The following is a 25586-nucleotide window of genomic DNA, read 5'->3' as shown; positions in this document are numbered from 1 at the left end:
GCGCGCCAGAAATGAACGGCGGGCTGCGTCAGATGTCGCAGCCCGTCATTTCGACGCTCGCCTTCCAGAGCGCCTCTGCCATTTCGGGATCGATCGCAAACGGACGAACGCCGGCTCTGCGCTCGGTTTCGACGGCAGCGATATCGCAATCCTCGCAATAGACGCCGCCAATACCCGCAAGTTCGGGCGCGGTGGCACACCATACCATCGTCGCGGCACCCTGTTGCGGCGACTTCATGTCGCGCGCGGGATCGATGCGCGGGCTGCCATCGGGGTTCACCGCATCAAACGGCGCCAGCTCTTCCTCGCTCAGATGCCGCGCCAGCGGCCCCAGAACCGATCCGGGATGAACGGTATAGACCCGCACATCCGGCGCACCGCGACGATCAAGTGCCACGGCAAACAGCGCATTGGCGGTTTTCGCCTGTCCATAGGCGAGCCACTTGTCATAGGGCCGCCGCGTGAAGTCGAGGTCGGTCAGGTCAAACCCCGGTATCTGATGACCGCGCGACGACAGGACCACGACGCGGGCACCGCGGTTGATGACCGGCCACAGGGCTGACGTCAGTCGGAAGTGCCCGAGATGATTGGTGGCAAACTGTCCCTCATGGCCATCGGCATCGCGAAACAGCGGGGTGGCCATGACGCCGGCGCTGAGGATCAGCAGATCGAGACGGATGCCCTCGGCCCGCAACTGCCCAGCGAAGGCGCTGATCGATGGCGGGTCCATGAGGTCCATGGCCCGAACATCAGCCAGATCGCCAAGGGCCTCACGTGCGGCGACCACATCGCGGGCCGGCACGATGACGCGGGCACCACGCGCGGCAAGAACCCGCACGGTTTCCAGCCCGAGCCCGGAGGCTCCTCCGGTGATAACGGCGGTCTTGCCGGTGAGATCAATCGTGCCGGCGACATCGTCCGCCGTTGTCGCGGGGCCGTAGGGCGTGTTGAGTGGTGTTTGCATGTAGCGTCTCCTTTTGCGACGTCACTAGCGCGCACAGATAAGACAATCTATATTTCATTTACCTGAATAATATCGAGATCATCCGATGGATCCGCTTTCCCAAATTCTCCGCCTCGCCGGAGCCGAGGCAATGCTGTCGACCGGGCTTGTGGCCAGCGGCCGCTGGGCGGTCGCAGTTCCGGCAACGCAGGCGCTGAAATGCAATGTGATCCGCGAAGGCGAATGCGTGCTGGCGGTTGGGAGCGAGCGCCGGCAATTGTCCGTGGGCGATTGCTTTCTGGTGGCGCCGGACCGGCCGTTCGTGATCGGCACGGATTTCGCGCATCCGCGCCCGGCGGCAGAGGTCTTTGCGGGAACGGACAAGCGTCCCTATGCACATCTCGATGGCGGCGAAGGTTCTCCGTTCCGGGCAACCGGCGGGCGGATGGAACTCGGGCCGGTGACGGGCCTGATCGCGGATGCACTGCCGCCGCTGGTGATCCTGACTGCCGAGAAAGCCGCCAGCAAGCGCATCGGCTGGCTGATGGACAGGCTGGAGGAAGAGCAGGCCGCTGAGCGCGCCGGGGCTTCGGCGATCGCCGGCGCCGCGATGCAGATGATCTTCGTCGAACTGATCCGGGCGCTTCCGGAAGAAAGGCCGCGCGGCTGGCTTGCGGCCCTCGATGATCCCCGCATCGGCCCGGCGCTCCATGCGATCCATACCGATCCGGCTCATCCCTGGCGGATCGAAACGCTTGCAGGCCTTGCGCACCTGTCGCGGTCGCAGTTTTCGGCGCGGTTCCGGGCGGCGGTCGGGCAGGCGCCGATGGATTACGTCCTGCACTGGCGCATGACGCTGGCGCGCCAGGCGCTCACGCGGCCCGGCATGACGGTGGCAAAGGTCGCCGAGGAACTGGGCTATGCTTCGGAGAGCGCATTCGGCGCGGCCTTCCGGCGCGTCATGGGCACAAGCCCGCGCCGCGCCGCATGTCCGCCGGCGGCTGTAACACAGGAGATATCAGCCGACGCTGACATCGGATTTTAGTCCCCGGCCGAAACGTGGATCGGCATCGAGCGCGCGCTGCCCTTGCGACAGGGAGTGCGCGGCGTTGCTATCCTCGGCAAGTCCCTGGACATGAATGAAGCGCAGATTCGTGATGCCGATCGTTGCCAGCACATCGGTGAGATATCCCGTCAGATGATCCGGCTGGGTCGCCTTGCCCGTGACCGTTCCGCCCGAAGCGACAATCACCACCGTCGGGCGATCGTCCAGCAGCCCGACCTTGCGGCCGTCGCGAAAGCCGAAGCTCCGCCCCGCTCGCAGCACAAGATCGATCCACAGTTTCAGAACGGCCGGAACCGTATAGTTGTGCATCGGCGTCGAGATGATCAGTGCATCGGTCTCTTCAAGCTCGCGGATCAACCGTTCGGACTGGAAAAATGCCGGACTGTCATGCGCGACCCGGCTGATGATCGCCCGGGCGTAATCCGGTGTGACACGGCCGAAGTCCGCGGGCGCAAGATCCCGCTCGATGACATCGATGCCGGGATGGGCCGCCTGCAGGTTTGAAATCGCCTGCAGGGCGAGCTGATAGCCGCGGGCATTTTCGCCGAAGGGGCTGGCATTCAGAAGAAGGACGGATTTCATGAGGATATCTCCAGACATGCGGGATCGTTCGCCCGAGAGGGCGCCGGGTCCCGCGCTTCGCATTGGTTTTGCTAGTGCGGCACAACCCTCGACAGCTTGTCGGGATTGCGGGTGACGTAGAGCGCGGTGATGCGCCCGTCGGTGATCTCGATCGCCGTCGTCTGCAGGTTGCCGTCAAGGCGGCTGACGAAACCCGGCAGGCCGTCGATCATGGTTGCCTCCAGAAACCTCATCTGGTCCCCGAACTTGCGCTGCAGGCCGAGTAGCAGCCGGATGAGATTGTCGGCGCCCCTGATGACATTGGGATAGGCGTGAACCTTGCCGCCGCCATCGGAATGCAGCGTCGCGCCCTCGGCAAGCATCGCTCCAAGCGCGGAGGCGTCGCCAGACTTGCAGGCTTCGAAGAAGGCGCGCGCCAGCTCGGCGCCGGCATCGCGCGGGATCTCGTAGCGCGGCCGGTCGACCTGCACATGGGCACGGGCGCGGCTTGCAAGCTGGCGGGTCGCGGCCGGAGAGCGATCGATGGTCGCCGCCACCTCGTCCAGCGGCTGCCCGAAGACATCGTGCAGCAGGAAGGCCGCCCGCTCCAGGGGTGACAGCCGTTCCAGCGCCATCATCAGCGAGAGCGTGAGATTGTCGGGACGAAGCGCATCGTCCTCGGCCTCGATCAGCGGTTCCGGCAACCATGTGCCGGGATAGGTCTCGCGCCGGGAACGGGCCGATTTCATCTGGTCCAGGCAAAGCCGCGACACCGTGCGGGTGAGCCAGGCGGCGGGATTGTCGATGCCTTCCGCCCCGTGCCAGCGCAGGAAGGCTTCCTGCACCATGTCCTCGGCCTCGGCATTGCTGCCGAGCATACGGTAAGCTAGGCGCAGCAGCCGGGGCCGCTGCGCTTCAAAGATTTCGGCGGCCTCAGGCTGCATTGGCCCGCGCCTCTGGAAGCCTGGTGCCATGCGGCACCCTCAGCCCGGCCTGAACCCGGTTCCACAGGTTGATGGCGCCGATCGACAGCGTCAGCCAGGCCCGCTCGTCAACATCAAAGGCCGCCTCGACCTTCGCCCAGTCCGCATCCGGCGCACCGGTTTCGGGAAGCTTCGTCAGCGCTTCGGTCCAGGCAAGCGCCGCACGCTCGCGTTCGGAATAAAGCGGGCTTTCGCGCCAGGCCGGCAGCATGTGCAGGCGAAGCGGCGTCTCGCCGTCCGTCAGGGCCTCGGCGACATGCATCTGGATGCAGAAGGCGCAGCCATTGATCTGGCTTGCCCGCAGCTTGACGAGGTGGATGAGAAGCGGCTCCAGCGTGCTGCCCTGAATAGCGGCTTCGGCTGCAAAAAGCGGCTCAAAGCCGCCCTTGGCGCGTTTCATATGGTCGGTCATACGGGATGTCATGGCAAACTCCTTGGTTATCTGACACCGCGTTGACGAGATGGTCCAGCAGGATGTGACATCCGTTACGGAAATAACCGGGAAATTCCTACCAAAGCTGCAGCTCGCCTTTCCGCTTTTGGCCTGTGGCTTGGTGGACCCCGCAGCGCTGGAAGCGCGACATGTTGTCCCGGCCGGATGAGGGCGATTGACCAGTGCCCATTAAAAGATAGATATGAAATATATCTTTTAATGGGCAAACTCACCGGCTTGCAACAGACAAGGACTTGCCAATGTTTCGCTTGATGGCAGCAGCAGCACTGGCTGCAATCGCATGGACGGTACCTGCGCATGCAGAAGAACATATCGTGCGGATGCTCAACAAAGGTGTCGACGGGATCATGGTGTTCGAGCCCGGCCTCCTTCATATCGCGCCGGGCGACACGGTGCGCTTCATGCCGGTCGACCGTGGACACAATGCCGAGACCATCGCGGGAATGATCCCGGAAGGCGCAGCGCCCTTCGAAGGCAGGCTGAACGAGGAACTCGTGGTTTCGCCCGAGACCGACGGGCTCTATGCGATCCGATGCAAGCCGCACTACGCCATGGGCATGGTCATGATCATCGCGGTTGGGGATGCCGCACAAACCGCCGACTTCATCGGCAAACGCGTTCCCCCACGCGCACGACAACGCTTCGAAACCTATCTCAACGCCCTTTGGTCAAACGCCGGAACATGGCCGGCATATCGAGACGAACAATGGCTACAACAACAACGATGAACCAGATGCGTGCCTGGCGCGGCTGGCCGATCTTCAGCTTCGGCTTTCGTCCCTTCTTCTTCTTCGGCGCGCTGGATGCGGCGCTGATGATCGCGCTCTGGGTGCCCTGGTATCTCGGCATCATCGCGATACCGAGCATGTTCGCGCCGGTCTCCTGGCATGTGCACGAACTGCTGTTCGGCTATGTTCCGGCGATCATTGCAGGGTTCATGCTCACGGCTGTGCCGAACTGGACCGGCCGGCTGCCCGTGGTTGGCTGGCCGCTTGCCGGCCTGTTTTCGCTCTGGCTTCTCGCCCGCCTCGTCATCGCCTTCTCGGCGGGCGTTTCTCCCGCCCTCGTTTACGGCGTCGGGCTTCTGTTTCCCCTGGCGCTGACGGCTCTGTTTGCCCGCGAAGTGATTGCCGGCCGCAACTGGCGAAACCTGAAAGTGATTGTCGTCCTGTCGCTGTTCACGGCCGCACAGATATTCTTCTACTATGAGAACAGTCGCTATGGTTCATCGCTTTACGCCGAACGCGCCGGCATCGCGCTCGTGATCATGCTGATCCAGATCATCGGCGGGCGCGTCGTTCCCAGTTTCACCGGCAACTGGCTCAGGAAACGGAAAAGCGAGGCACTGCCTCTCCCCTTCGGCCGCTACGACCGCCTGGTCATGGTGCTGAGCGCCATCGCCCTTATCATCTGGATCATCCTTCCGGCGCTGCCGATGCACACGCCGGCCGCGGGCGCCGTCCTGATCCTGACGGGCGCCCTGAACCTGATCCGGCAATGGCGCTGGCGGCCTTTGAAGACATTTGGCGAGCCTCTGGTTCTGATCCTGCACCTTTCTTTCCTGCCGGTCGGCCTCGGCTTCATTTTCGCCGGCCTCGTTTCTGCGACCGGGCTTTCGGGCGCCGAGAGCGCCGCGATCCATTGCTGGACGGTCGGCGCGATCGGCGGCATGACACTCGCCATCATGACGCGGGCCAGTCGCGGCCACACCGGACGGCCGCTGACCGCGCCGCCCGCGACCGTGTTCATCTACGCCATGATCATGCTCGCGCTCGCAGCACGCCTGGCCGCCGCCTTCCAGCCGGCCTGGACCTTCACCATGATCCCCGTTGCCGGCCTCGGCTGGACGCTTGCCTTTGCCGGGTTCTGCCTCGCCTATGGGCCAATGCTGTTCAGCGCGCGCAGATAGAGCGCCGTGCATCCATTCGGATACACGGCGCTCTATCTTATTGAATCTGCGCATCGTTCCTTTCGAAAACCGATTCCGATTTTCGGGCCGATGCTGTAGCTTGCGAAAGGCGAAGTTCCGTCAGAACCATGCCAGCGGATCGACGCCGATCAACATCCGGTGTCCCTGGAAGAGAAACCAGAAACAGGCGGCAAAGCCCGCCAGCGACCAGACGATAAAGGGTCGATCCGGCCTGAACCGCGCCCGTCCCGCACTGAGCGCTGCGAAGGGAAAGACAGACGTCTCGGCCAGCACGGTCTGCCATGCCGGCTCCCCAAGTCGCCGCCGCGCCCGTCGGTCAAGGACCGCCATGCCCGACAGGGCCAGAAGCGCCATCGCGCCGAACAGGATCAGAGACACGAGATCGCCGTTGGGCGGAACATGCGCCAGCGCCCAGATCAGGAAGCCCCAGAGGACGGGATGGCGGGTGATGGCGACGATGGCGCCCTGCCGGCCGTTGCGGCGACGCAAGGTCACCGACGCCGGATTGTCCGCCGCAAGCCCGGCGGCAACCAGCCAGAAGGCGAAAGGCATCGCCACGACCGGCACCAGCGCCTGCCAGGGCGCCGGATACCAGAGATAAACCACCGGCGCGGAGCGTGCCGAAACGATGATCCAGCCAAGCAGCACCGTCGAGAGAAACGAATAGCCAGTGAGATAGGCCCGGCGGCCGAGAAGCGCGATCAGCCTGTTGCGGACCGGCGGCGCCGGCGGCACCACATGCGCCAGCAGGAACGCCAGAATGGAAAGGAAAAAGTTCGTCATCTGACCTCGAAGTCCAGAACAGGCTGGATGAATAAGATATATCTGCGCTGTATGATAAGCTGGAAAACAGGCTGGTCCGGCTTTCCGCGACAGCGGCTCAAAGGGAAAATGCAATGCGGCTGACGACCTTCTCCGACTATGCGCTTCGCGTTCTGATCTATGCCGCTTCCGCCGGCGACCGGCTGGTGACCATCGAGGAGACCTCTTCTGCCTATTCGATCTCGCGCGCGCATCTGATGAAGGTCGTCAACACGCTCACCAGACATGGCTGTCTGGTGAGCGTTCGGGGCCGTTCGGGCGGGTTCCGGCTGGCCCGGCCGCCGGAGCGGATCAATCTGGGCGCGGTGCTTCGGGCGACGGAGGCAGACTTCGCCCTGGTCGAATGCTTCGCCACCGACAACCGCTGCATCATCACCGGGAGATGCAAATTGCCGCGCGTCCTGAACGAGGCGCTTGCCGCTTTCGTGGCGGTTTTCGACCGCTACACGCTTGCCGATCTCGTCCTCGATCCCGATGCATTCGGGCCGGGCTATCAGATGCCCGCCCCGCTGCCGAATGGTTGAGAACGAGGTTCCGGCGGTCGGCGATCGCAACGCAGACCACCGGCAGCCGTCTCACTCGTCTTCCAGGCCGCGCTCACGCAGCCAGGCATGCATGGCATCGATCTCCTGCTGCTGATCGGCGATGATATGCCGCGCGAGCGCCATGTTCACCGGATCGGAGCCGGCTTCGAGCTGAATGCGCGCCATGTCGATCGCACCCTGGTGATGCGGGATCATGCCGCGCACGAAGGCGACATCGGGATCGTCATTGCGCAGCCCCTCCATCATCTCCTCATGCATGCCCATCATCGACTGCTCGTAGGCTTCGGTAACCGAAAGTGCGCCGCCCTGGCCGCCGTCGCCTGCCGGGACCAATGGTCCATGCGGATGCTCCGTCGAGAAGGAATGCGTCGCCATATCCATCTGGCCGGCGTTCAGTTCCGACATGGTTTGCGCATTCGCGCCATAAAAGGCGGCATGCAGCCCCCAATAGGCGGTGGCGAAGATGATCAGTGCCGAGGCAAGGCCGACCGGGACACCGACAAGCGCGCGCCTGATCCAGCTCCAGAAGTGCAGTTCGCGGTTATGGTCGGCGGCAATCGCCACGATGATCGCCATGATCAGCGCATGCCCGATCAGGTCGATCCGGCCGAAGGGAAAGACGGCGGCGTTGAAGATCACGAAGAGTGCGATGGCCGAGAGCCTGCGGACCAGAGGGGTCGCGAGCAGGCCGAAGCCCATGGTGAATTCGGCAACGCCGGCCATCGGAATGAACATGTCGCGCGGCATGCCGAAGGTCAGGAACGGCCGCTCGATGACCAGCGGATAGAACCATTCCGGATAGGCGAACTTTTCCAGACTCGACCACATCAGGGCGATGGCAACGCCCCAGCGCAGGACCTCGAAGCGATGCTTGCGCCATTCCGGCCGGTTGGACGCCTCAAGGACCAGATAGGCGGCGACGGCGACGCCGAGCGCCAGATAGTCCAGCAGGTGGAACAGCTGGTAGTCGCGCAGCGCCAGTACCCAGAGGAAGATGATACCCGCCGCCGACAGCGGCATGGTCCGGCGCGAGACGATACCGGCCGCGATCAGCAGCTGGAGCCAGCTCACCCATTCCGCCGAGGTCTTGAGATCGGGCGTCAGGTAAACGCCGCCAACGGCAAAGATCGCAACGAAGAAGGCGGCGATCACGATCCTGACGAAACCATCGAGCCGGAGCCACAGCGGCTCGGAAATCCGGTCCATCACGTCAAGGGTCGTGTCGCCGAGAGCGCTGCGTTCGACGAGGCGCGTGGCCAGGAAAAACACGAGAACCAGAGCAAGGCCGGTCCAGAAAAACGGATCGCTCAGCGTCCGCGCGATCGGCGACGGCGCCGCATTGACGATATAGGGCGCGAACCACTTCACATGTGCGAAGGCCGAGGCCGGCGCCAGTGCGGCGAGCGAGCCCGCAACCGCTGCCCAGGCGACCTTTTGGCGATTGAAAGAAAACATCAGATGCCCTCCTTTTGTCAGGCAATTGCCGGCGCACGGGCCGGCAAGGCAATATCGGCGAGCGTGGTGCGATCACACTCGGCCAGAAACGCCGCTTCCGCGGCACGAAGTTTGTGCTTCAGGCGACAGACCGGGGTGACCGCGCAGTCACCGGACGGAGAGAAGCACTCGACGAGAACCTGATCCTGCTCCAGGAGCCGCACGATTTCGCCGAGCCCGATTTCGGCGGCCGGACGCGCAAGCACCGCCCCTCCGCCCATTCCCTTGCGTGTTTCGACAATGCCGTGATGGGCAAGCCGCTGCATGATCTTGTTGAGGTGATTGCGCGAGACCTTGAATTCATCAGCGATCTCAGCCGTCGAGAACACCTGCTCCGGCGCACTCGCCATCCGCATGAGGGCACGAAGCCCATAATCCGTGAAACTCGTCAGTCGCATGATCCTGCCTCGATATAATTGGCATTTAAAATACCAATTATATCGATTTCTATATTCTGGCAACAGGCCTGGACGCCGTGACAGCTATGAACTGAAGACATAGCTACCGGCCGCGTTTAGGTTGCGTCGTCAGGCGTCCAGCAATGATGGGTACAGTCGTCAGCGGATGATGGGCGTCACCAAAAGCGAGTGTCACACTTGCTGTGTAGGAGCTTGGAACCCGCTTTTGTGATAGCTGACAACCAGACGCCGCAATCGCACTTTGTTAACAAGCTCTGTTACCGTTTGCGGGGAGCAGCTCTTTTTCGTGCGTTGTTTGGGCCGGAGGAATAGCCTAAAATTCCAGCACGGTTTTCAGACGTCGGAACACGGACTTCGGGTGCCGAACTCAAAAGTCCGTCTTGTGGCAAGACGACCTAATTGCTTGACTTCATTGAGCTGAAAAAATCGGACAGAGCAACGGGGCAAGTTGAAGGCCATCGACACTTCTAACCAGCAGCGCCAGTCACATTGCAGTTGATGGTTGAGCGAGGACCGCCGATCGCTCCCCCAAAAGAGACACGCTTACTTGCGGCTGGGCCAGCACAAAGCGTACTCCTTGAGAAAAACATCCCCCGAAACCGCAAGGTTCCGGGGGAATTGAAAGGCCGGCTTACCAGTGCATCTGGAAGCGAACCTTGCCGGTCAGGCCGTAGCTGTCGCCGAAATCTTCCAGCCCGGTCGACGCCGTCAAGTCGCCATTGATGCCGAGCTTGCCGTCGAGCCAGGTATAGCTGCCGCCGATACCGATCTCGCCGGTCCAGTCGCCATCGTCGGTCGACATGTTGACGCCCGAAACCCGGACTTCGCTCGGATCATTCGTCAAATCATAGTAGACATTGGCGATGCCGTGGAACGAAGCGCTGCGCGCCTCTCCCGTTGCCGTGGTCCAGCTGGTGCGATGATCGGTCTGCAGCCCCATGCGAACCGCCAGGTCGTCGCCATGCACCAGCGACACGTCTTCATCGTAGACGCCGGTGAAATCATCGAAGTCCACCGAACCCCAGGTGAGCTGGGCCTGCGGCGTGACGGCCCAGCCGGGTGCCACGTCGAAGCGGAAGCCCGTCTCGGCAGACAGCGCGTAGCCATAGGACTGCTGCAAGTCGAGCCCCGGTGTGCCGGCGATCGTGATGCTGTTGTTGATGAGATTGCCGAAAGCCTGACCATCGACATAGAAGCCGTTATTGCCGTACCAGGTCATCGTCGCACCTATGCCGAAGACCTGGGTTGTGAGATCGCCGCCTCCAACGCGAGAGCTGACATCAGCCTCGGCGTTGGCAAACTGGAAGACCAGACCGCCGACGGCAAGGCCGCTTTCGGTTTCGCTGAATTGCGCATCCACCCCCATGCGAAGCCGGATGATATCGGCGTTGTAGGAAGCGTTCAGCGTGCCTTCGGTGCTGTCATAGTGCTCGCGGCCGCCGGTAAAATCGGCCCAGACATAGCCCGGATCGGCAACATCGCCGAGGTTCCAGTAGCGCTCGCCGACGCGATCCTGCAGCGAGTCGGGGCGGTTCAGCGTGAGCATCAGCTCGGGCAGAACCTCATAGACCGGCGTCGCATTGGAGAAGTCGCCGACCAGGACGTACTGGTTGCCCTGCTCGATCAGATCATAGGCATAAGCGCCTGAGACGTTGTAGCCGGGCAGGACGAAGGCCCCGGTTTCGCCGCCATCCAGCGTGATGATCTGGATCGGAGCGCCGGTGGCGTAACCCGTCGACAGCTCGTTGAGCGAAAGCGTGGTGACGCCGCCAAGATAGGCGCCGTTGACCGTGAGCGAATCGCCCAGCGCATTGGCCAGATCGACATCGATCGCCAGCGTACCGCCGCCGGTGAGGTTGCCCGTCACCGTCATGGCATCGCCCGTTGCCCCGTCAACCGACGAAAGCGTCGAACCGGAGTTCAGGAACATGTTGCCGTTGAAGACGGTGCTCTCATTGACCTGAAGCGTCGAACCGTTGAGGTAGATCCCCTGCGAAGCGACCGCGGTCGAACCGACTGTGATCGCGCCGCCTGTCAGCGTCAGCATCGTGTTGTCGAGGCTGAAGGTTTCCCAATTGGCAATGAGCGAGCCCGCCGTCGTCGCCGAAACGCCGTCGAAGGTCAGCGCATCGACGCCGTCACCGCCATCAAACACTTCGGTGCCATCATAGATCGCGCCGCCACCGACATAGGCGGTGTCGTTTCCTGCACCGCCGTAGAAGCCGCTGTTGAGCGCGCCGCCGGTCCAGTTGAAGGCGTCATTGCCGTCTTCGCCCTGAATGTCTCCAGTCCAGGAGCCGCCTGCAAGGTTGAAGGCGTCATCGCCGGCGCCAAGCCATGCCGTACCGACAACCGTACCGGTCGTGGTCACGGTGACCGCGCCATCCAGATCGACAAGCGCCATGCCGTCATGGCCGCCGGCAGCAGTGATCGAGGCATCGGAGCCGATCATCACCGTGCCGGTCTGGCCGGCTTCGGAGTCGGTCTTGATGCCGATAGCAGCCGTCACGGAACCACCGGTGGCATTGACGGCGTATGTCGCGCCCGCACCGCGGGTGTAGGTGCCGAGACCGATCGCCGTGTCGGCAACCGAAGCAGTCGAGGAAATCGAACCGCCGGCCATCGTCACGCTAGCCATACCGCCGTTGTTCACCTCAGCGAGCGCCCCGATGATGTTAAGATCGCCGGTCGAACTGCCGTCCACGACGATGTCGCTTGCGGTTACGACGGTCGCATTGCCGTTTTCAGCAAGCGCGCCGATGCCGATGGACGTAGCGCCGTTGGAGTTGCCGGTTGCGCTGGACCTGATATAGGAGCCGACCTCGGATGAGGAATAAGCATCCCCGGTCCCCTGGGCTTCGCTGCCAACGCCAATCGCGCTTGCAGAGTTGCCGGTTGCAGTTGCCGTTGCCGTGACGGAACTAGTGGACAACAGTTCGGCGGCGGTGTTGCCCCCATCTTCCGTTACGGTTCTAAGGCCGGTTGCTTTGGCTACGCCATTGGCGCTGGTGACCGATGCCGTTACCTTGCCGCCGAACGTCGAGCGGGCAGACCCGCCTTCCACGGCGATATTTTCGGCGCCGATCGCTTCCGCAGAATACGTACCGGTGGAAGCGACATCAATCGAAGCGCCCGCATCAACGACCAGGAGGGTTTTCCCCTCACCGGTCGCGTTGCGCAGGCCCGTTGCTTCGCCGTCGAGGGCGTCAAGAACATCGACCTTGATGACGCTTGTCCCGAGAACGCCCATCTGAGCATCGCCAAAGCGGGCACTGCTCCAGACGCCTACAGCCTCGACCTCGTCGCCACCGTCGGCCCCAACCGAAATCATGCCGCCCACCATGGCGGTCGCCATTCCGCCGGCTTCATTGGCAAAGTTGGTCGCGCTCACTGCCGTTGCGTCATCGCTTGCGGTTGCGCTGGCGAGGAGCGTGCTCTCTGCTCCAAGGTTCAGGAAGGCCTCTCCGGCGCCATGCACCTCGTTGGCGATAGCGCGCGCCGTGGCGTTCTCGCCGTCGGCCTCGGCCGAAGCAAGGCTCGCATCGAGCAGTTCGACATAGGCATCGCCGTCATTGGCAAGGTTGTTGAGCGCCTTGACCTCGGTCGAACCCAGATCGCTGATACCCGTCGCGCTGACGCTTGCCGTATCGGCAAGGTAAAGCGCGGCATTGCCGGAGGCCGAAGCGTTGTTGAAACCGGTCGCGTTGGTATCAAGCGAGCCTTCGGCATAAGCAGTGATCCTGCCCGCCCCCATGACCACACCCCGCGCCAGACCGGCGGAATTGGTGTTGTCCACCGCGACGGCCGTGGCGATGTCAGTTTCGCTGACGCTCTCCGCGATTACCTCTGCCGTTTGCGAAAGCTCGATCACGGCCTCGCCGCCCGCGGCAGCGTTGACGACGCCGAAGACTTCCGAAGCGCCGAAGGCCTCAGCCGTACTCGAAACCAGACCCATGATCGAAGTGTAGGCCAGGCCAAGCGGGTCCTTGGCAGTATTGCTGACACCGGTGATGTAGGCGGTCGTCGCTGCCTGATCGAAGGTGCCGACATCGACCACGCTGCCCGCACCGATTTCAACACCGGCCGTGCCGGCGCCGTTCAGGCTGTTGGTCACACCATAGGCATAAACATCGCTGCCGCTGACATCGGCGGAAACCGTGCTTGCGCCCAGCAGGCGGACGATGGCGTCGCCATCAACCGCGCTGGCCGTGATGCCGGTTGCCGAGGCGCTGCCGGCAGCGCTGTCGGCACTGGCGGTGATGCTGCTGCCATTGTCGAGCACCACCCGGCCGTCGCCACTGTCGGAACGGTTGCGAACGCCTACGGCAGTGGCATCAAGTTCGCTCTGGGCCAGGGCATCCGCCTTGGAGCCGTTATCGAGAACGGTGCGCGCCTCTCCGATCGCGGTGAAGTTGTTGATCGCAAGGGCGCTCGTGTTCCGCGTGGTGCTGTAGGCCTCGGCGGAAACGCCCGACATATCGTCGATGACGGTGGAGGCATCGCCGGCCGCAGAAGCGTTGAGCACGCCGGTCGAGCGCGCGGCAAATCCGCCAAGACCGGCACTTGCCGCACCCGTCGCCGTGCTGGTGATCGTGCTGCCGCCGCGAATGCGAATACGCGCCTCGGTTTCCGCCCGGTTTTCGATGGCGGAAGCAACGGCGTAGCTGTTAGTGCTGGTTGCTTCTGCAGTCACCGTGCTGGCGGTGTCTACATGCACAGCGGCTTCGCCCTGCTCGGAATCATTGATGATGGCGAAGGCCTGAGCATTGCTCGAGCCATTCGCAGTGGCGCTGACCGCGCTGGCTTCCTCAAAGAGGACCTCGGCATTACCCAGAACGGCGAGGTTATCCACGGCCATGGCCAAAGCCTGACCAGCGGTGCTGGTGGCGGAAGCCGTAATCGTGCTGGCGTTGCCGCCGGCACCTGCAAGTCCATCGGCAGCGGTGTTGATCACCGCTGTGGCCGCAGTCTGGCCGGCGGCGTTGCCCGTGGCGGTGACCGTGCCTTCATTCAGAATTACAGTAGCCTCAAGGCCGGCACTGTTGATGACGCCGGAGGCGCTCGTTTCGCCGACGCCGATAGCCTCGGCGTGCACTGCGCTAGCGCCTTCCACACGCACGGAGCCATTGCCCTGTTGCGAGTCGTTGTTGAGGGCAACGGCCTGTGTATCGGTCACGCCATCGGCGAGGGTGTTGACCTCGCTCGCATCCTCGAAAGCGATAGCAGCGTCGCCCAGCACGGCGACGTTATCGACGGCGATCGCTGTTGCCTGACCAAGAGAGCTGGTAGCGGAAACTGTCAACGTGCTGCCGCCAATGCCAACACCAGCGAGCCCGTCAGCAGCCGTGTTGCTGACCGCTGTGGCTGTAGTAAGACCGGTTCCGCCTGCCGTCGCAGTGATCACACTGTCTTCCAGAATAACGGCCGCTTCAACGCCTCCGCTGTTGGTTACGCCTGAGGCCGTAGCGGTACCAAGGGTAGTCGCACTTGCCGTCGCGGTAATCGTGCCTTCATCGAGAACAACGGCCGCTTCAAGGCCGGCGCTGTTGATCACGCCGGATGCACTCGCGTTGCCAAAGGTAATGGCGGCTCCGGAGGCCACGGTTCCGTCTTCGGTAATAAAGACGGCCGCATTCTGGACATCGGAAACATTCCGGATTGCCGTTGAGGAAGCACTGTCCGAGTCGCTAGACGAAACAACGCTTTTAGCCGTTGCGGAAACAGATCCCTCGCGCGTGACGCTGGTTTCTGCCGTGCCACCGGTACTCTGATTGTCGATACCGAAGGCCGTCGAGGTCAACAGAGAAGTCGCGGTAGACGAAAGTGTTGCGTCGTCGACAATGGTATTGACGCCGCCGTCACCGGCCCTATTAAAGACGCCCCTCGACAGCGAGCTTAAGCCCGAATTGGTAGAGGATGCGCTGATATCAGAATCGCCGGACAGGGACACATAACCCATGCTCGAAGCGCCGGAAGTTTCGACGCTGATAGCCGTTACCGTGCTGTTAACCGACACATTGAGATAGGCATCAATGCTGCTGTTCCCGTCCACGAGAACAGTCCCGGTATTTCCGGACCCACTGCCTCTCAATCTAACGCCAAAGGAATTGTTGCTCTGAAGTTCAATGCTAGAGCCGCCTGTGATAACGGCCTCCATGGCCGAACCGTCGGCATTGCCATCAATGCCGACAGCAGTGACGCCGGAGGACAGAAAGCTGCCGAGATCGACGGTTGTACCGTCAAGCGTCACCGTACCACTATGATCAGCAGCACCGCCTGCCGTAAGCGTAACCGCGATCCTGCCTCCCCCGTAGAGCGAGTCGGTTAGCTCACCACCACTAAAGTTAGCGGCGACAGTTCCGTCCCCGCTTACTCTCACAGGGCCATATATGGTGTCATAGCTGTTGGCATTCAGGGTCAGCGCATTGCCGCCGGTCGAGGCGAGCGTTATCCCTGTACCACCAAAGTTGAACGCGCCGCCGCCGATGTTCATGCTGGAGGAATTGAGATTAACCGTCGCGCCCTGCAGATTATTGTAGGTGATACCGTTCGGCTCATTGTCGGTACAATTGATCACCGCATTGGCGCCGCCCGCCGGGCCGCACTCATTCGCCGCAAATGCCGAAGAAGCGCCCGTGCCGAAATAAGCGGCTCCGGAAGAGAGCGCTAGCATGCTCAGCGCAAGCACCGATGCGGTTGAGCGCGGCGCGTAGCTCGCTGCGTTACCCGCGACCTTGGTCATGCGCCCGCCGCGCAGCTTCGACCCCAAAAATGTCATCTGATCCCCCCAAAGCAATGCTAATAAAACAACCCTTAATTTAGTGCGATGACATTAAGCGCGTAAAAATACAAGGGAGTTCGACAGCAGTTGCTAACGTTTGACAAAGCGAGGAGGATAATAGTTGCAAAGCCGCAACAGTTCTCACTCATAGGTGGGTATGGCTAATATCCGCCAGCGCGGGCTGACGGGCACTGGTCCGTCAACCACATCCCTTTCAATCGTTTGATTTCACGGGGTGCTTTTCAGAAAATCGGGTAGAGCATCCGCATGCCTATATCGCGGAGGCAATTCTTCATCATCATTCCTCACTCGTCGCCGTTACCGGCCCCACATGCTTTAAGCTCTCCAGAGACATATTGGGCCGGTTAGCGTCGAACGCCTATGCCGATTTCCGGGCTCGAATCTGCAATACTGATGTCAACTGAGCTTGAAGGACATGATTCATGCTGCCGGACAGCATGAGTCCTGACGGGAATTAAACCTTCGTCCTCTTCGTTCGGCAGTTGTCGCGTTCTCGCGCCTCGGCAACAGGTCGCGCTCCGAGATGAGCTGCTACCGGCTTCGTCATCGGCCCGCTGATCGTGGCGTTTTCGTTACGGTATGGTCGATGATGTCTGACAGCAATTCTTGGCAATAGGTCAATCTCACCAGTCTGGCCGGCTCGAGCGAGCGCGTCATCGAGTGCCCTTCCCTCGCAGCGCCGCGAGGAGCAGCACGCCGATCCGACCCGCGAGAACGGGAAGCAGGCTTGCCGCGGCAATCAGGCACCACATCAACGCCGTCGGTGACGTCAAACCGAGAACGTCGGCATGTGGCGGCGCCAGAGTGGGGCCGATCAGCAGTCCCGAACACAGCAGAATGGCGCCCCAGACCCAGGGGTTTCGGGTCACTTCATTGTTCAGCATGCCGGCCGACGTGCCGGCCATGTCGAAGACATGCCAGAGCTGAACGAAACCGAGCGTCAGAAATGTCACGGTCAACGTGGCCTGATGATCGAGATGAAGCACAAGCCGGGCAATGACCAGAGCCAGGAACACACCAAATGTCATCAGCACGCTTTGAACGATGATGACCGACCATTGCGCCCGCCCCAGAATAGGTTCGTCGGGCCTGCGCGGCGGACGCTTCAAGACGGCGTGATCGCCCTTGCACATGGCCAGGGCAAAAGCCGGAAAAACATCCGTTACGAGGTTCAGATAGAGGATCTGCAGCGGTAGCAGCGGCAATGGCAGCGTCGCAAGCACGGCCAGACCGACGATCAGGACTTCGGCCAGATTGCATGACAGCAGGTAGACGACAAAACGGCGGATGTTGTCGAAGATGATGCGACCCTCGCGGATCGCGCGCACGATCGTCGGGAACGCATCATCCAGCAGGATCATCGCCGCCGCCTCGCGGGCGACATCCGTGCCGCGCCGGCCCATGGCAACGCCGATATCGGCCTGCCGCAGCGCCGGAGCGTCATTGACGCCATCCCCTGTCATCGCGACGACTTCGCCGGCTTCCTGATAGGCGCGAACCAGCGCCAGTTTTTCGGCAGGACTGACGCGCGCGAAGATGCCGAAATCCCTGAAGCCGCTGTCATCGCCATTACCCAGCCCGGCACGATCCGTGCCTTCGGCAGTCGCGGTTCCCTGTTCGAAGAGACCGACAGTTTCACCGATGCTTTTCGCCGTCACCAGATGGTCGCCGGTGACCATGACGACGCGAATTCCCGCCGCCTGGCAGGTGGCAATCGCGTCCGGCACATCGGGCCTTACGGGGTCTTCCAGGCCGATAATGCCGAGGAAAACCAGGTTCTCGAACGGTTCGCCGTCCGGCATGTCCGCACCCTTCATGGCGAAGGCCAGGACACGCAGGCCGCGGCGGCCGAGTTGCTCGACCCTGCCATGCCAGTCCGCGCGGACCGTCCTGTCCATCGGCAGACTGTCGTCTGCGGAAGCGACCCGGTCCGATGCCTGAAGAACGGCCTCCGGGGCGCCCTTGACCATCCAGAAGGCGCCGTCTTCCGACCCGTGCAGCGTCGCCATCATCCGCACATCCGTATCGAACGGCACCTTGCGCAGGACCGGATATTCCCCGATGAGCGCCGATCGCGCCAAACCGGCATCCGCCCCGGCCCGCAGGAGGGCGAGCTCCATCGGATCGCCGGAATCTTCACTCTGGATCTCCGCGAGCGTTGCGTCATTGCAAAGGACGGCCGCCTTCAGAAGGGCAGCGGCGGCAGCGCTGGCGGGTTGGCCCGGAACCGCTTTTCCCGGCCCGCTCTCAACAACGCCCCAATCGGCGTCCGGGGCGAGGACAGCGCGCACGGCCATGCGGTTTTCGGTCAGCGTGCCGGTCTTGTCGGTCAGGATCACCGTGGTGGCGCCGAGGGTCTCCACCGCCGAAAGCCGCTCGACCAGCGCATTCTCGCGGGCCATGCGCCACATTCCGCGCGCCAGCACCAATGTTGCGACGATCGGCAGCCCTTCCGGGATGGCAGCCACGGCCAGGGCGATCGCGGCTTCGATCATCAGCATGGGCTCCTTGCCCGAGAAAATGCCGGCCGCCGCCACAAGTGCGGCGATCGCCAGGGTGACCCAGATCAGCTGACCGGACAGGCGCGCAAGCCGCTTTTCCAGCGGGGAACGACCGGTTTCGGCCTTGGCGACCAGTTGCGATATACGCCCCAGTTCGGTGGAGAGCCCCGTCCCGACGACAAGGCCGACGCCACTGCCGGACGCAACGACGGTGCCCTTGTAGAGCATTGAATGGCGGTCACCGATCCGCGCTTCGCGATCAACCGGCATCACGTCCTTTTCCGTCGGGAGGGATTCACCGGTCAGGGCGGCCTCGTCCGCCGTCAGGTTTATGGCCTCGATCAGCCGCACATCCGCCGACAGCCTGTCACCGGCCTCCACCAGAAGGATGTCGCCGGGCACCAGGGTCTCTGCGGGCACCAGACGCACCTCCCCGCCGCGACGAACCCGCGCATTGTGGGTTCCAAGATCGCGAAGGCTTTCGATGGAGCGCAATGCCCTGCTTTCCGTGATGAAGCCGATCAGGGCGCTGATCGCAAGCACGACCAGAATGGCGGCGGCCTCCTTCCACTGACCGAGGAGGCCAGCCATGGCCGAAGCCGCCATCAGAAGGTAGACGACCGGGCTCTGGAACTGGTGGAGAACAGTCCAGAAAATGGGCACTGTGTCATGGACGGCGATGACGTTGGGTCCGAAGACCAGGGCGCGATCCCTGGCTTCCTCTTCGGAGAGGCCGGCCACAGAAACCGATAGCTCCTGCAACACGCCCACGACAGAACTGGCATGTGGGTCAGCCGGAAGCGAACCACCGGCAAAGGAAGGAAAAGCGCCCTCAGGGCCTGTCATGGAATGCCTCGCGAACTATCCGGCAAATACCGCCCCCCGCGACACTGCCGGCTCCATTGATAGAGGCCCGAACGCGACCCGTTCACGGGCTGTGTCAGTGTCCCATCAAAACAGGGACTTCGGATCTCCTCAGGACCTCCCGCGTGGCGCCGCCAAGCACCCACTCGCGCAGACGCGTATGGCCATAGCCGCCCATGACGATCAGGCCGGCGTTGAGCAGTTCGGCCTCGTCGAGCAAGGTCGCGCCCACGCCCTTTCCCTCCGGCAGTGGATTGAGCTCGACCGAAACCCCGTGGCGATCGAGATGGCGCGCGATGTCATTGCCCTGGGTGACCCGCTCGATCCGCCCGAGCTCATCATCGCCGATCATGCAGACCGAAACGCGATCTGCCCGTTTGAGGAATGGCAGGGCTTCGCCCACCGCCCGCGCGGCCTCCCGCGTATTGCGCCAGCCGAGCACGATGGTCGAAAAATCAAGGGAAGAGACGCATTTCGGAGGCACGAGCAACACCGAATGTCCGGCGCCGAAAAGCACCGATTCCGCGAGCGTAACAGTCTCATGATCGTCTTCCTGCGGCAGCGTCGAGACAAACAGATCGTATAGCCTCGCCTCGGCCAGGAAGGTGTGCAGCCACTGGGACGAGAGCACGTCGAAACGCCGCAGTTCGTGCCGGACACCGAGGCCGGACAGCATGTCTTCCAGCGTAGCGGCAATCCTGTCGCCCTTCTCGCGCGCCTGTCTTTGCATGTCATCGAGAGCGGAAGCCGAATAGCTGTAGACCTCCGCTGCCGGCAAGTCGGGCAAACGATTGACGAAGACGCCGGAAAGGTGGGCATCGAACATCATCGCAATCTGACGCGCCGCTTCAAGACGCTCCTTATCTCCAGTGCTTCCATCGAGGTGAACACACAAATCCTTGATCATGTCGGCCTCCATTCAATGCATCGATCACCGCCAGTCGACCACAGTCCGGTAGCAACGGCGTTGACAGCTATCAACAAAACCATATGTTCAGGCCGCGCGCTGTCAGGGAACGAGAACCGCGGCACCTTGAAAGCGACCGTTCCTGAGATCATCGAGAGCACGGTTGGCAGCTTCAAGCGGATATCGGGTAACAGTGGTCGAAACGCGGGCGGCCTGCGCGATCTTTAAAAACGCATGTCCGTCCTGACGGGTGAGATTGGCCACTGACAGGATATGCCTTTCCTCCCAGAGCAGGCGATAGGGAAAGGCCGGAATATCGCTCATGTGAATGCCGCCGCAGACCACCCTTCCGCCCTTTCGGGTGGCGCGGAGCGCCAAAGGCACGAGTTCGCCCACCGGCGCAAAGATGATGGCGGCGTCGAGCGCGTGCGGCGGCTTGTCTTCCGATGCCCCGGCCCAGGTGGCACCGAGGCGCATCGCATGATCCTGGCTCGCGCGGTCGCCGGCGCGCGTGAATGCATAGACTTCGCGACCCTGCCAGACGAGCACCTGCGCGAGAATATGCGCTGCCGCGCCGAAGCCATAAAGCCCGATGCGCTTTCCCTCACCCGCCATCTTCAGCGACCGCCATCCGATCAGACCAGCGCACATGAGCGGGGCGGCGGCCACCGGATCGTCGAACCCGTCCATGGGAAAGGCAAAATCCGCATTGGCAATCACATGCGTGGCGAAACCGCCATCCCTGGTGCAGCCGGTAAACTGAGGATGGTCACAGAGGTTTTCGCTACCTTCCAGGCAATAGGCGCAATGGCCGCATGTGTGCCCGAGCCAGGGAACGCCGACCCTCTGTCCGATGGCGAGCGACGCCACGCCGTCGCCGCGCTGTTCGACAATCCCGACAATCTCATGGCCGGGAATGACAGGCAGCTTCGCCTGAGGTAGGTCACCGTCAACGACATGCAGGTCGGTCCTGCAGACGGCGCAGGCTTCGATCATCACCCTCACCTCACCCTCGCCGGGCACAGGGTCAGGCCTTTCTTCGAAAACGAGGGGCGTTCCCGACGCCCGCAGGACCATAGCCTTCATTTCATCGCTCCGAGAACGGGCTGGCATTTGTGCCAGCCCGCCACGTTTCAAACAACGGTGATCCGGTCATCCACGTGTCGGACGCCAGGCGCTGCCCATGCCGCGCGCTCCGCGGCCTGGCGCTCGCGATAGGCTTTTACCTTGCCTTCGAGCGTGACCTTGCCGTCCTGGACGCGAACCTTGATGGCATCGGCTTCGATCTCGGCATCTCGCTTGAACGCGTCCTCGATGCGTTTCTTGACGTCCGGGGCAGAAACCTTCGGCACGACATCGATAAGGTTGCTGATGCCGATTATGCCGGCAAGCCCCTTGATCGCGCGCATTGCCGCTTCGCGCTGATACTGCCACTCCACCGCTCCCGTCAGCGTCAGCCAGCCTTTGCTGACCGTGACCTGAAGCTTTTCGTCAGGAACGAGATCATTCCATTTCAGCGCGATAACCGCCCGCCGGGCAATCTCATCATCGGCGGTAACGTTGGCGCCCCGCGGCCGAACCTCGATCTCTTCGGCGATGCCGCGAACGCCCCTGATCCGCCTGACGACCGCTTCGACCGTCGTCTTCTGCGTGTAGGCCGGAACATGGCCGGACAGGGTGACGATGCCGTTTTCAACCGCCACGCCGATATCCGCAGCATCGATACTGGGTTCGAATTCCAGCTCATCGATGATGTTCTGGCGCAATGTCTTGTCCTGCATGACAACCTCCATGAGGGGTTCCGTAGATTGCTGGGACCGAAATCGTGGTCGCGATAGGGATGCGGATCATTGACGGCCATCAATGATGGAGGCGGAAACGCACGACTGAATCGTGCCCTGCTGACCGGGCTGCAACGATCGCTGCAATTGCGCGTTGGCCCGAAGCCAGGGAGTATCCGACAATTGACCTTTGCAAACAGGATTGACGCCGGCAGACGGCTTGCCGCCGCGCTAGCCTATCTGAAAAATGAGACCCCTGTCGTTCTTGCCTTGCCGCGCGGCGGCGTCCCCGTCGCGGCGCAGATCGCCGAACGTCTCGACACATCGCTCGATGTTTTACTCGTGCGGAAGATAGGTGTGCCATTCGCACCGGAAGTCGCCATGGGCGCGCTCTTTCTGATGCCCGATATGGTGGTTGCGCGCAACGAAGACATCATTCGGCGCGCAGGCATTTCAAATACGATGTTTGATCGGGTCAGGGACCAGGAACTGAAGGAACTCATGTGCCGCGAGCGTGTCTATCGCCGTGGAAAAGCAGCCATCGACCTTACCGGCAGGACGGTCATTGTGGTTGACGACGGCATCGCCACGGGGGCCACGATGCTCGCTGCCCTCAAGGGTCTGAAACTGCTGAAGCCGGAAAAGGTCATTGTTGCCGTTCCCGTCGCCCCGGCAGATGCCGCGCCGAAGTTAAGCGCACTGGCGGACGCATTTATCTGCCTTGAAGAACTGGGCGCGGATGACGCAATCAGCTGTCATTATTCGGACTTCAGGCAGCTTGGAGACGGCGAGGTGCTGGCGATACTCGGGACATTCCACGGAGACATGCGCTCACCAAAGAATTGTACCGGCTGACGCGGTCCGGGATTGACAGGCGTCAACGAGGTGAGACGGGTTTCGTGTCTTGATCGGCACCAATATCCGTCAGTCTCGTTTGGAGGTCAGAATGGAAAAGGGTGACCTAATTCCCAATGGCGCTATTGTCGTTGTCGCAGATTTCAGCAAGGCGCTGATCCTGATAAATGCCGCGACAGGTCAATCGCCGAAACTGATCATGCTGAAACATCTGGAGGCGGACCCCAACCCTGCCGCCCATGAACAGGGAGCGGACGCTCCGGGACGTGTTGTCTGGGGCACGCATAAAAGCGCGGTTGAAATAACCAATTACCATGAAGTCGAAGGACGCCGCTTCATTGGGGAGGTTGCCCGACACGTCCACGGGATCGCCGCGAAGGAAGGAGCCGACCGGCTGGTTCTGGTCGCTCCGCCGCGGTCGCTCGCCGCCTTGCGCGAAGAACTTGCCGCCACTGAAGACAGTGCGCGCATCGTGATGACCGTCAGCAAGGACCTGGTCAATTTTCCCGTAGATGAGATCGTCCGCAAGCTGACGTCCTGATACGTGCGCCCGCGCCTGCACCGCTCACCGAACTCGGAATACTGCGGGGCCCTTCCTTCGCCGGGGCCTGGCAAAATCAGACCCGGTTTCCCGATGCACGGCGATGATCTACACCAGCCGGTCTTCGTGTCACTATGTTTTCTGACCTTGCGTCTGCGAAGGCACCGCCCGTTTCGCTCGCGGGCAAGGTCGGCAGGCATAAAATCGATTGCAGCTCGTCGCCGCTGCTGCCAGCGACCCTTCCGAGCGCGCCGACGTTTGTCACGATAACACGACTGCCGCTCACCAGCGTCAGGATATGCTGTCGCGCAAGCCGCTGAAAATTCCGTGACAGCGTTTCCGGCGTGGTTCCCAGAAAGGTTGCGAGATCCTTTCGGCAGACCGGAATGTCGAGAACGATGCCGTCTGGCGCAGACTTTCGGCGCGACGCCACCTGCGCCAGTGCATGCAGATAGCCCGCAAGCCGCTGCAGGGTTGTCCGGCAGTTGAACAGCGTCAGCCATTCCTCCACCTCCTCCGCCTGTCTGGAAATCAGTTCGACCAGCCGGACGGCGATGTCGCTGTCCTCGCGCATTCCCTGAACAAGGGCCGTGCGCGTCATCATGCAAACCCTGACGGGTGAAGCCGCCTCATAGGAAAACCGGGTGCAGGCACCCGCTGGGTTTCCGATGAGATCGGTCCTTCCGAGAAGCGCAATGATCGTTTGCCGACCATCCGCGGCCATATTGACCAACTTGACAGTCCCGCCCAGGATAATCCCGATCCGTTCTGCGACGTCCCCCTGCGGGAGAATTGTCTCTCCCTTGTCATAGCTGACAGAGAACGAATTCAGGAACAGCAAGGACTGAGCAAACGGCCCTGCAGCACCGCAGATACCGCCTTCTCGGGCCGGGCAGGCCGCACATCTAAGCTGCGCATTGCGAATGGCTACCATCGACATGTTGCACACTCCTCTGCAATCTTTTGCGAAGATCACAGCAACCGAATACCCCGCCTTACATGCTCGCAAGGCGTTTATGCGCAATAAATTCTATCATGGGTAACAATATGGCCAAGTAACAAAAAAGCTGTTGCATCGATACGTCGATGACGAACATCTCTGCTTGAGGCGAATTTCGTTTGGGAGTGGCGGGTTTAATGTCCTGAAAGCGCGGGTTTGTCGGTTTTCTGAAAATTCGCTCCGTAAGCTGCGCCAGCTTCAGGCTTGTCCGAAGGACCGGGCACACAATCCGAAGGGTCGAAGCGTGTTTTCGCGCTTCTTCGAAATGCGGAAACACGCTTTCTCATGGTTTTTGCGCAATTGCGGACAATGAACCGGCACCGACTTCAGCTGAACCTGCTCCAATCGGACGCACGGCGCTCCGTGTTACCGAAACGGCGCTTTGATCTGTACTGAAATTCGATTTCGAGATCAGTCCGCTTTGACGGTGATATTCTTGTCCGCCTTTATGGCTTCCGGCAGCTTCGGAAGCGTGACCGTCAGCACACCTTTGGCAAACTTGGCCTCGATCTTGTCGCGATCAATGCCCTCCGGCAGGGAGAAGGTGCGGCGGAATGAGCCGTATTGCCGTTCGGAAAAGAAGAAGTTCTCGTCCCTGGTTTCCGATTTATCTTCCTTCTCGCCCCGTATGATGATCGAGCCATTGGAAAGCTTGATATCGATATCGTCGGCATCCATGCCGGGTAGCTCCGCAGTCAGCTTGAATGCCTTTCCAGTTTCGACAATGTCAACGGCGGGGACATAATTCCAGCTTCCCTCCCGGCCCGACAACCGGGAACGACGGCTGCGGGTAAAGGGCCCTCCCCAGTCGAAAAGGCCGAAGTTGTCGAAAAGGCGATCAATCTCGTTGCGCAGCTGATGTACTGCCGGACTATTCTGCCTTACGGCATTGCCTGCCTCGGACGATTTCGATACCGAAACGGATTTGGATTTGTCGTTCATCATCATTCTCCTCAGCTAACCATTTGAGCCGGGACTGCACGTTATGCCTTAACGGGCTGCGCGCGCGGCGTCGGCCGATCTTCTATGATCGCGGAGGTACCGCCACACGCATTGACGGCTATCAATGTTTCCGCGCTCTTTGGATGCCGAAGTAATATCCGTCCGGCGACGGTGCA

20 protein-coding genes are annotated in these 25586 nt (G+C 61.8%); 6 read left to right on the top strand and 14 right to left on the bottom strand.

From position 1 onward, the window contains the following. Positions 1–28 precede the first annotated feature (28 nt). The gene (locus TM49_RS07310) at positions 29–964 is read right to left on the bottom strand and encodes an SDR family NAD(P)-dependent oxidoreductase (RefSeq protein ID WP_045680240.1); all 936 of its coding nucleotides are present in this window, start codon (positions 962–964) and stop codon (positions 29–31) included. 85 nt (positions 965–1049) lie between these two features. Between TM49_RS07310 and TM49_RS07305 the strand changes: the two genes are divergently transcribed. Beyond that, complete coding sequence (locus TM49_RS07305; protein ID WP_052699742.1) at positions 1050–1988, top strand: helix-turn-helix transcriptional regulator; 939 nt, start codon at positions 1050–1052, stop codon at positions 1986–1988. Here the strand turns inward: TM49_RS07305 and TM49_RS07300 are convergent. The 3 genes from TM49_RS07300 to TM49_RS07290 form a co-directional block, all read right to left on the bottom strand. Continuing rightward, positions 1962–2591 carry an FMN-dependent NADH-azoreductase gene (locus tag TM49_RS07300; RefSeq protein WP_045680239.1) on the bottom strand — a complete coding sequence of 210 codons (630 nt, stop codon included), beginning with the start codon at positions 2589–2591 and terminating at the stop codon, positions 1962–1964. The genes TM49_RS07305 and TM49_RS07300 overlap by 27 nt on opposite strands. Positions 2592–2662: 71 nt before the next feature. Then, positions 2663–3514: a sigma-70 family RNA polymerase sigma factor gene (locus tag TM49_RS07295; protein WP_045680238.1), complete on the bottom strand. Its 852-nt coding sequence runs from the start codon at positions 3512–3514 to the stop codon at positions 2663–2665. Then, a complete protein-coding gene (locus TM49_RS07290) occupies positions 3504–3977 on the bottom strand; it encodes a carboxymuconolactone decarboxylase family protein (protein WP_045680237.1) in 474 nt (157 codons plus the stop codon). Before TM49_RS07290 ends, TM49_RS07295 begins: the two co-directional genes overlap by 11 nt. Before the next feature lie 269 nt (positions 3978–4246). On the opposite strand from TM49_RS07290, the gene TM49_RS07285 reads away from it, so the two are divergent. Both TM49_RS07285 and TM49_RS07280 read left to right on the top strand, forming a co-directional pair. After that, positions 4247–4735: a pseudoazurin gene (locus tag TM49_RS07285; RefSeq protein ID WP_045680236.1), complete on the top strand. Its 489-nt coding sequence runs from the start codon at positions 4247–4249 to the stop codon at positions 4733–4735. Beyond that, positions 4714–5916, top strand: a complete 1203-nt coding sequence (locus TM49_RS07280) for an NnrS family protein (RefSeq protein ID WP_045680235.1) — start codon at positions 4714–4716, stop codon at positions 5914–5916. The genes TM49_RS07285 and TM49_RS07280 overlap by 22 nt, the downstream gene beginning before the upstream one ends. Positions 5917–6036: 120 nt before the next feature. Here the strand turns inward: TM49_RS07280 and TM49_RS07275 are convergent, their stop codons facing one another. Continuing rightward, a complete protein-coding gene (locus TM49_RS07275; protein WP_045680234.1) occupies positions 6037–6720 on the bottom strand; it encodes an NnrU family protein in 684 nt (227 codons plus the stop codon). Between the two features lie 113 nt (positions 6721–6833). On the opposite strand from TM49_RS07275, the gene TM49_RS07270 reads away from it, so the two are divergent. Then, positions 6834–7283 (top strand): RrF2 family transcriptional regulator, encoded by a 450-nt coding sequence (locus TM49_RS07270; RefSeq protein WP_045680233.1) that lies wholly within the window; start codon positions 6834–6836, stop codon positions 7281–7283. A 51-nt stretch (positions 7284–7334) separates the two neighbouring features. Here TM49_RS07270 and copM read toward each other — a convergent pair whose 3' ends face one another. From copM to TM49_RS07235, 7 genes are all read right to left on the bottom strand, one after another. Next, the gene (gene copM / locus TM49_RS07265; protein ID WP_045680232.1) at positions 7335–8759 is read right to left on the bottom strand and encodes a CopM family metallochaperone; all 1425 of its coding nucleotides are present in this window, start codon (positions 8757–8759) and stop codon (positions 7335–7337) included. Between the two features lie 17 nt (positions 8760–8776). Beyond that, positions 8777–9196: an RrF2 family transcriptional regulator gene (locus TM49_RS07260; protein WP_045680231.1), complete on the bottom strand. Its 420-nt coding sequence runs from the start codon at positions 9194–9196 to the stop codon at positions 8777–8779. A gap of 652 nt (positions 9197–9848) precedes the next feature. After that, positions 9849–15995 carry an autotransporter outer membrane beta-barrel domain-containing protein gene (locus tag TM49_RS07255; RefSeq protein ID WP_144409497.1) on the bottom strand — a complete coding sequence of 2049 codons (6147 nt, stop codon included), beginning with the start codon at positions 15993–15995 and terminating at the stop codon, positions 9849–9851. Between the two features lie 677 nt (positions 15996–16672). Further along, a complete protein-coding gene (locus TM49_RS07250) occupies positions 16673–19366 on the bottom strand; it encodes a cation-translocating P-type ATPase (protein WP_082074648.1) in 2694 nt (897 codons plus the stop codon). A gap of 94 nt (positions 19367–19460) precedes the next feature. Next, a complete protein-coding gene (locus tag TM49_RS07245; protein WP_045684928.1) occupies positions 19461–20291 on the bottom strand; it encodes a universal stress protein in 831 nt (276 codons plus the stop codon). A 102-nt stretch (positions 20292–20393) separates the two neighbouring features. After that, entirely contained in the window at positions 20394–21377 is a 984-nt protein-coding gene (locus tag TM49_RS07240) for a zinc-dependent alcohol dehydrogenase family protein (RefSeq protein WP_045680228.1), read from the bottom strand. A gap of 47 nt (positions 21378–21424) precedes the next feature. Beyond that, on the bottom strand, positions 21425–22072 hold the full coding sequence (locus TM49_RS07235) for a BON domain-containing protein (protein ID WP_045684922.1): 648 nt from the start codon (positions 22070–22072) through the stop codon (positions 21425–21427). Positions 22073–22141: 69 nt separating this feature from the next. On the opposite strand from TM49_RS07235, the gene TM49_RS07230 reads away from it, so the two are divergent. Together TM49_RS07230 and TM49_RS07225 are read left to right on the top strand one after the other, a co-directional pair. Then, a complete protein-coding gene (locus tag TM49_RS07230) occupies positions 22142–22927 on the top strand; it encodes a phosphoribosyltransferase (RefSeq protein ID WP_342021359.1) in 786 nt (261 codons plus the stop codon). Positions 22928–23018: 91 nt separating this feature from the next. Then, positions 23019–23468, top strand: a complete 450-nt coding sequence (locus TM49_RS07225; protein ID WP_045680226.1) for a host attachment protein — start codon at positions 23019–23021, stop codon at positions 23466–23468. A 76-nt stretch (positions 23469–23544) separates the two neighbouring features. On the opposite strand, the gene TM49_RS07220 is transcribed toward TM49_RS07225, so the two are convergent. Both TM49_RS07220 and TM49_RS07215 read right to left on the bottom strand, forming a co-directional pair. Next, entirely contained in the window at positions 23545–24408 is an 864-nt protein-coding gene (locus TM49_RS07220; RefSeq protein WP_082074647.1) for a Crp/Fnr family transcriptional regulator, read from the bottom strand. Between the two features lie 471 nt (positions 24409–24879). Beyond that, positions 24880–25410 carry an Hsp20/alpha crystallin family protein gene (locus tag TM49_RS07215; protein ID WP_045684921.1) on the bottom strand — a complete coding sequence of 177 codons (531 nt, stop codon included), beginning with the start codon at positions 25408–25410 and terminating at the stop codon, positions 24880–24882. Positions 25411–25586: the final 176 nt, after the last annotated feature.

Source organism: Martelella endophytica (assembly GCF_000960975.1).
GTDB lineage: Bacteria > Pseudomonadota > Alphaproteobacteria > Rhizobiales > Rhizobiaceae > Martelella > Martelella endophytica.
Note: the sequence above shows the minus strand (reverse complement) of the source record. Positions and strands in the feature narration are given on the sequence as shown.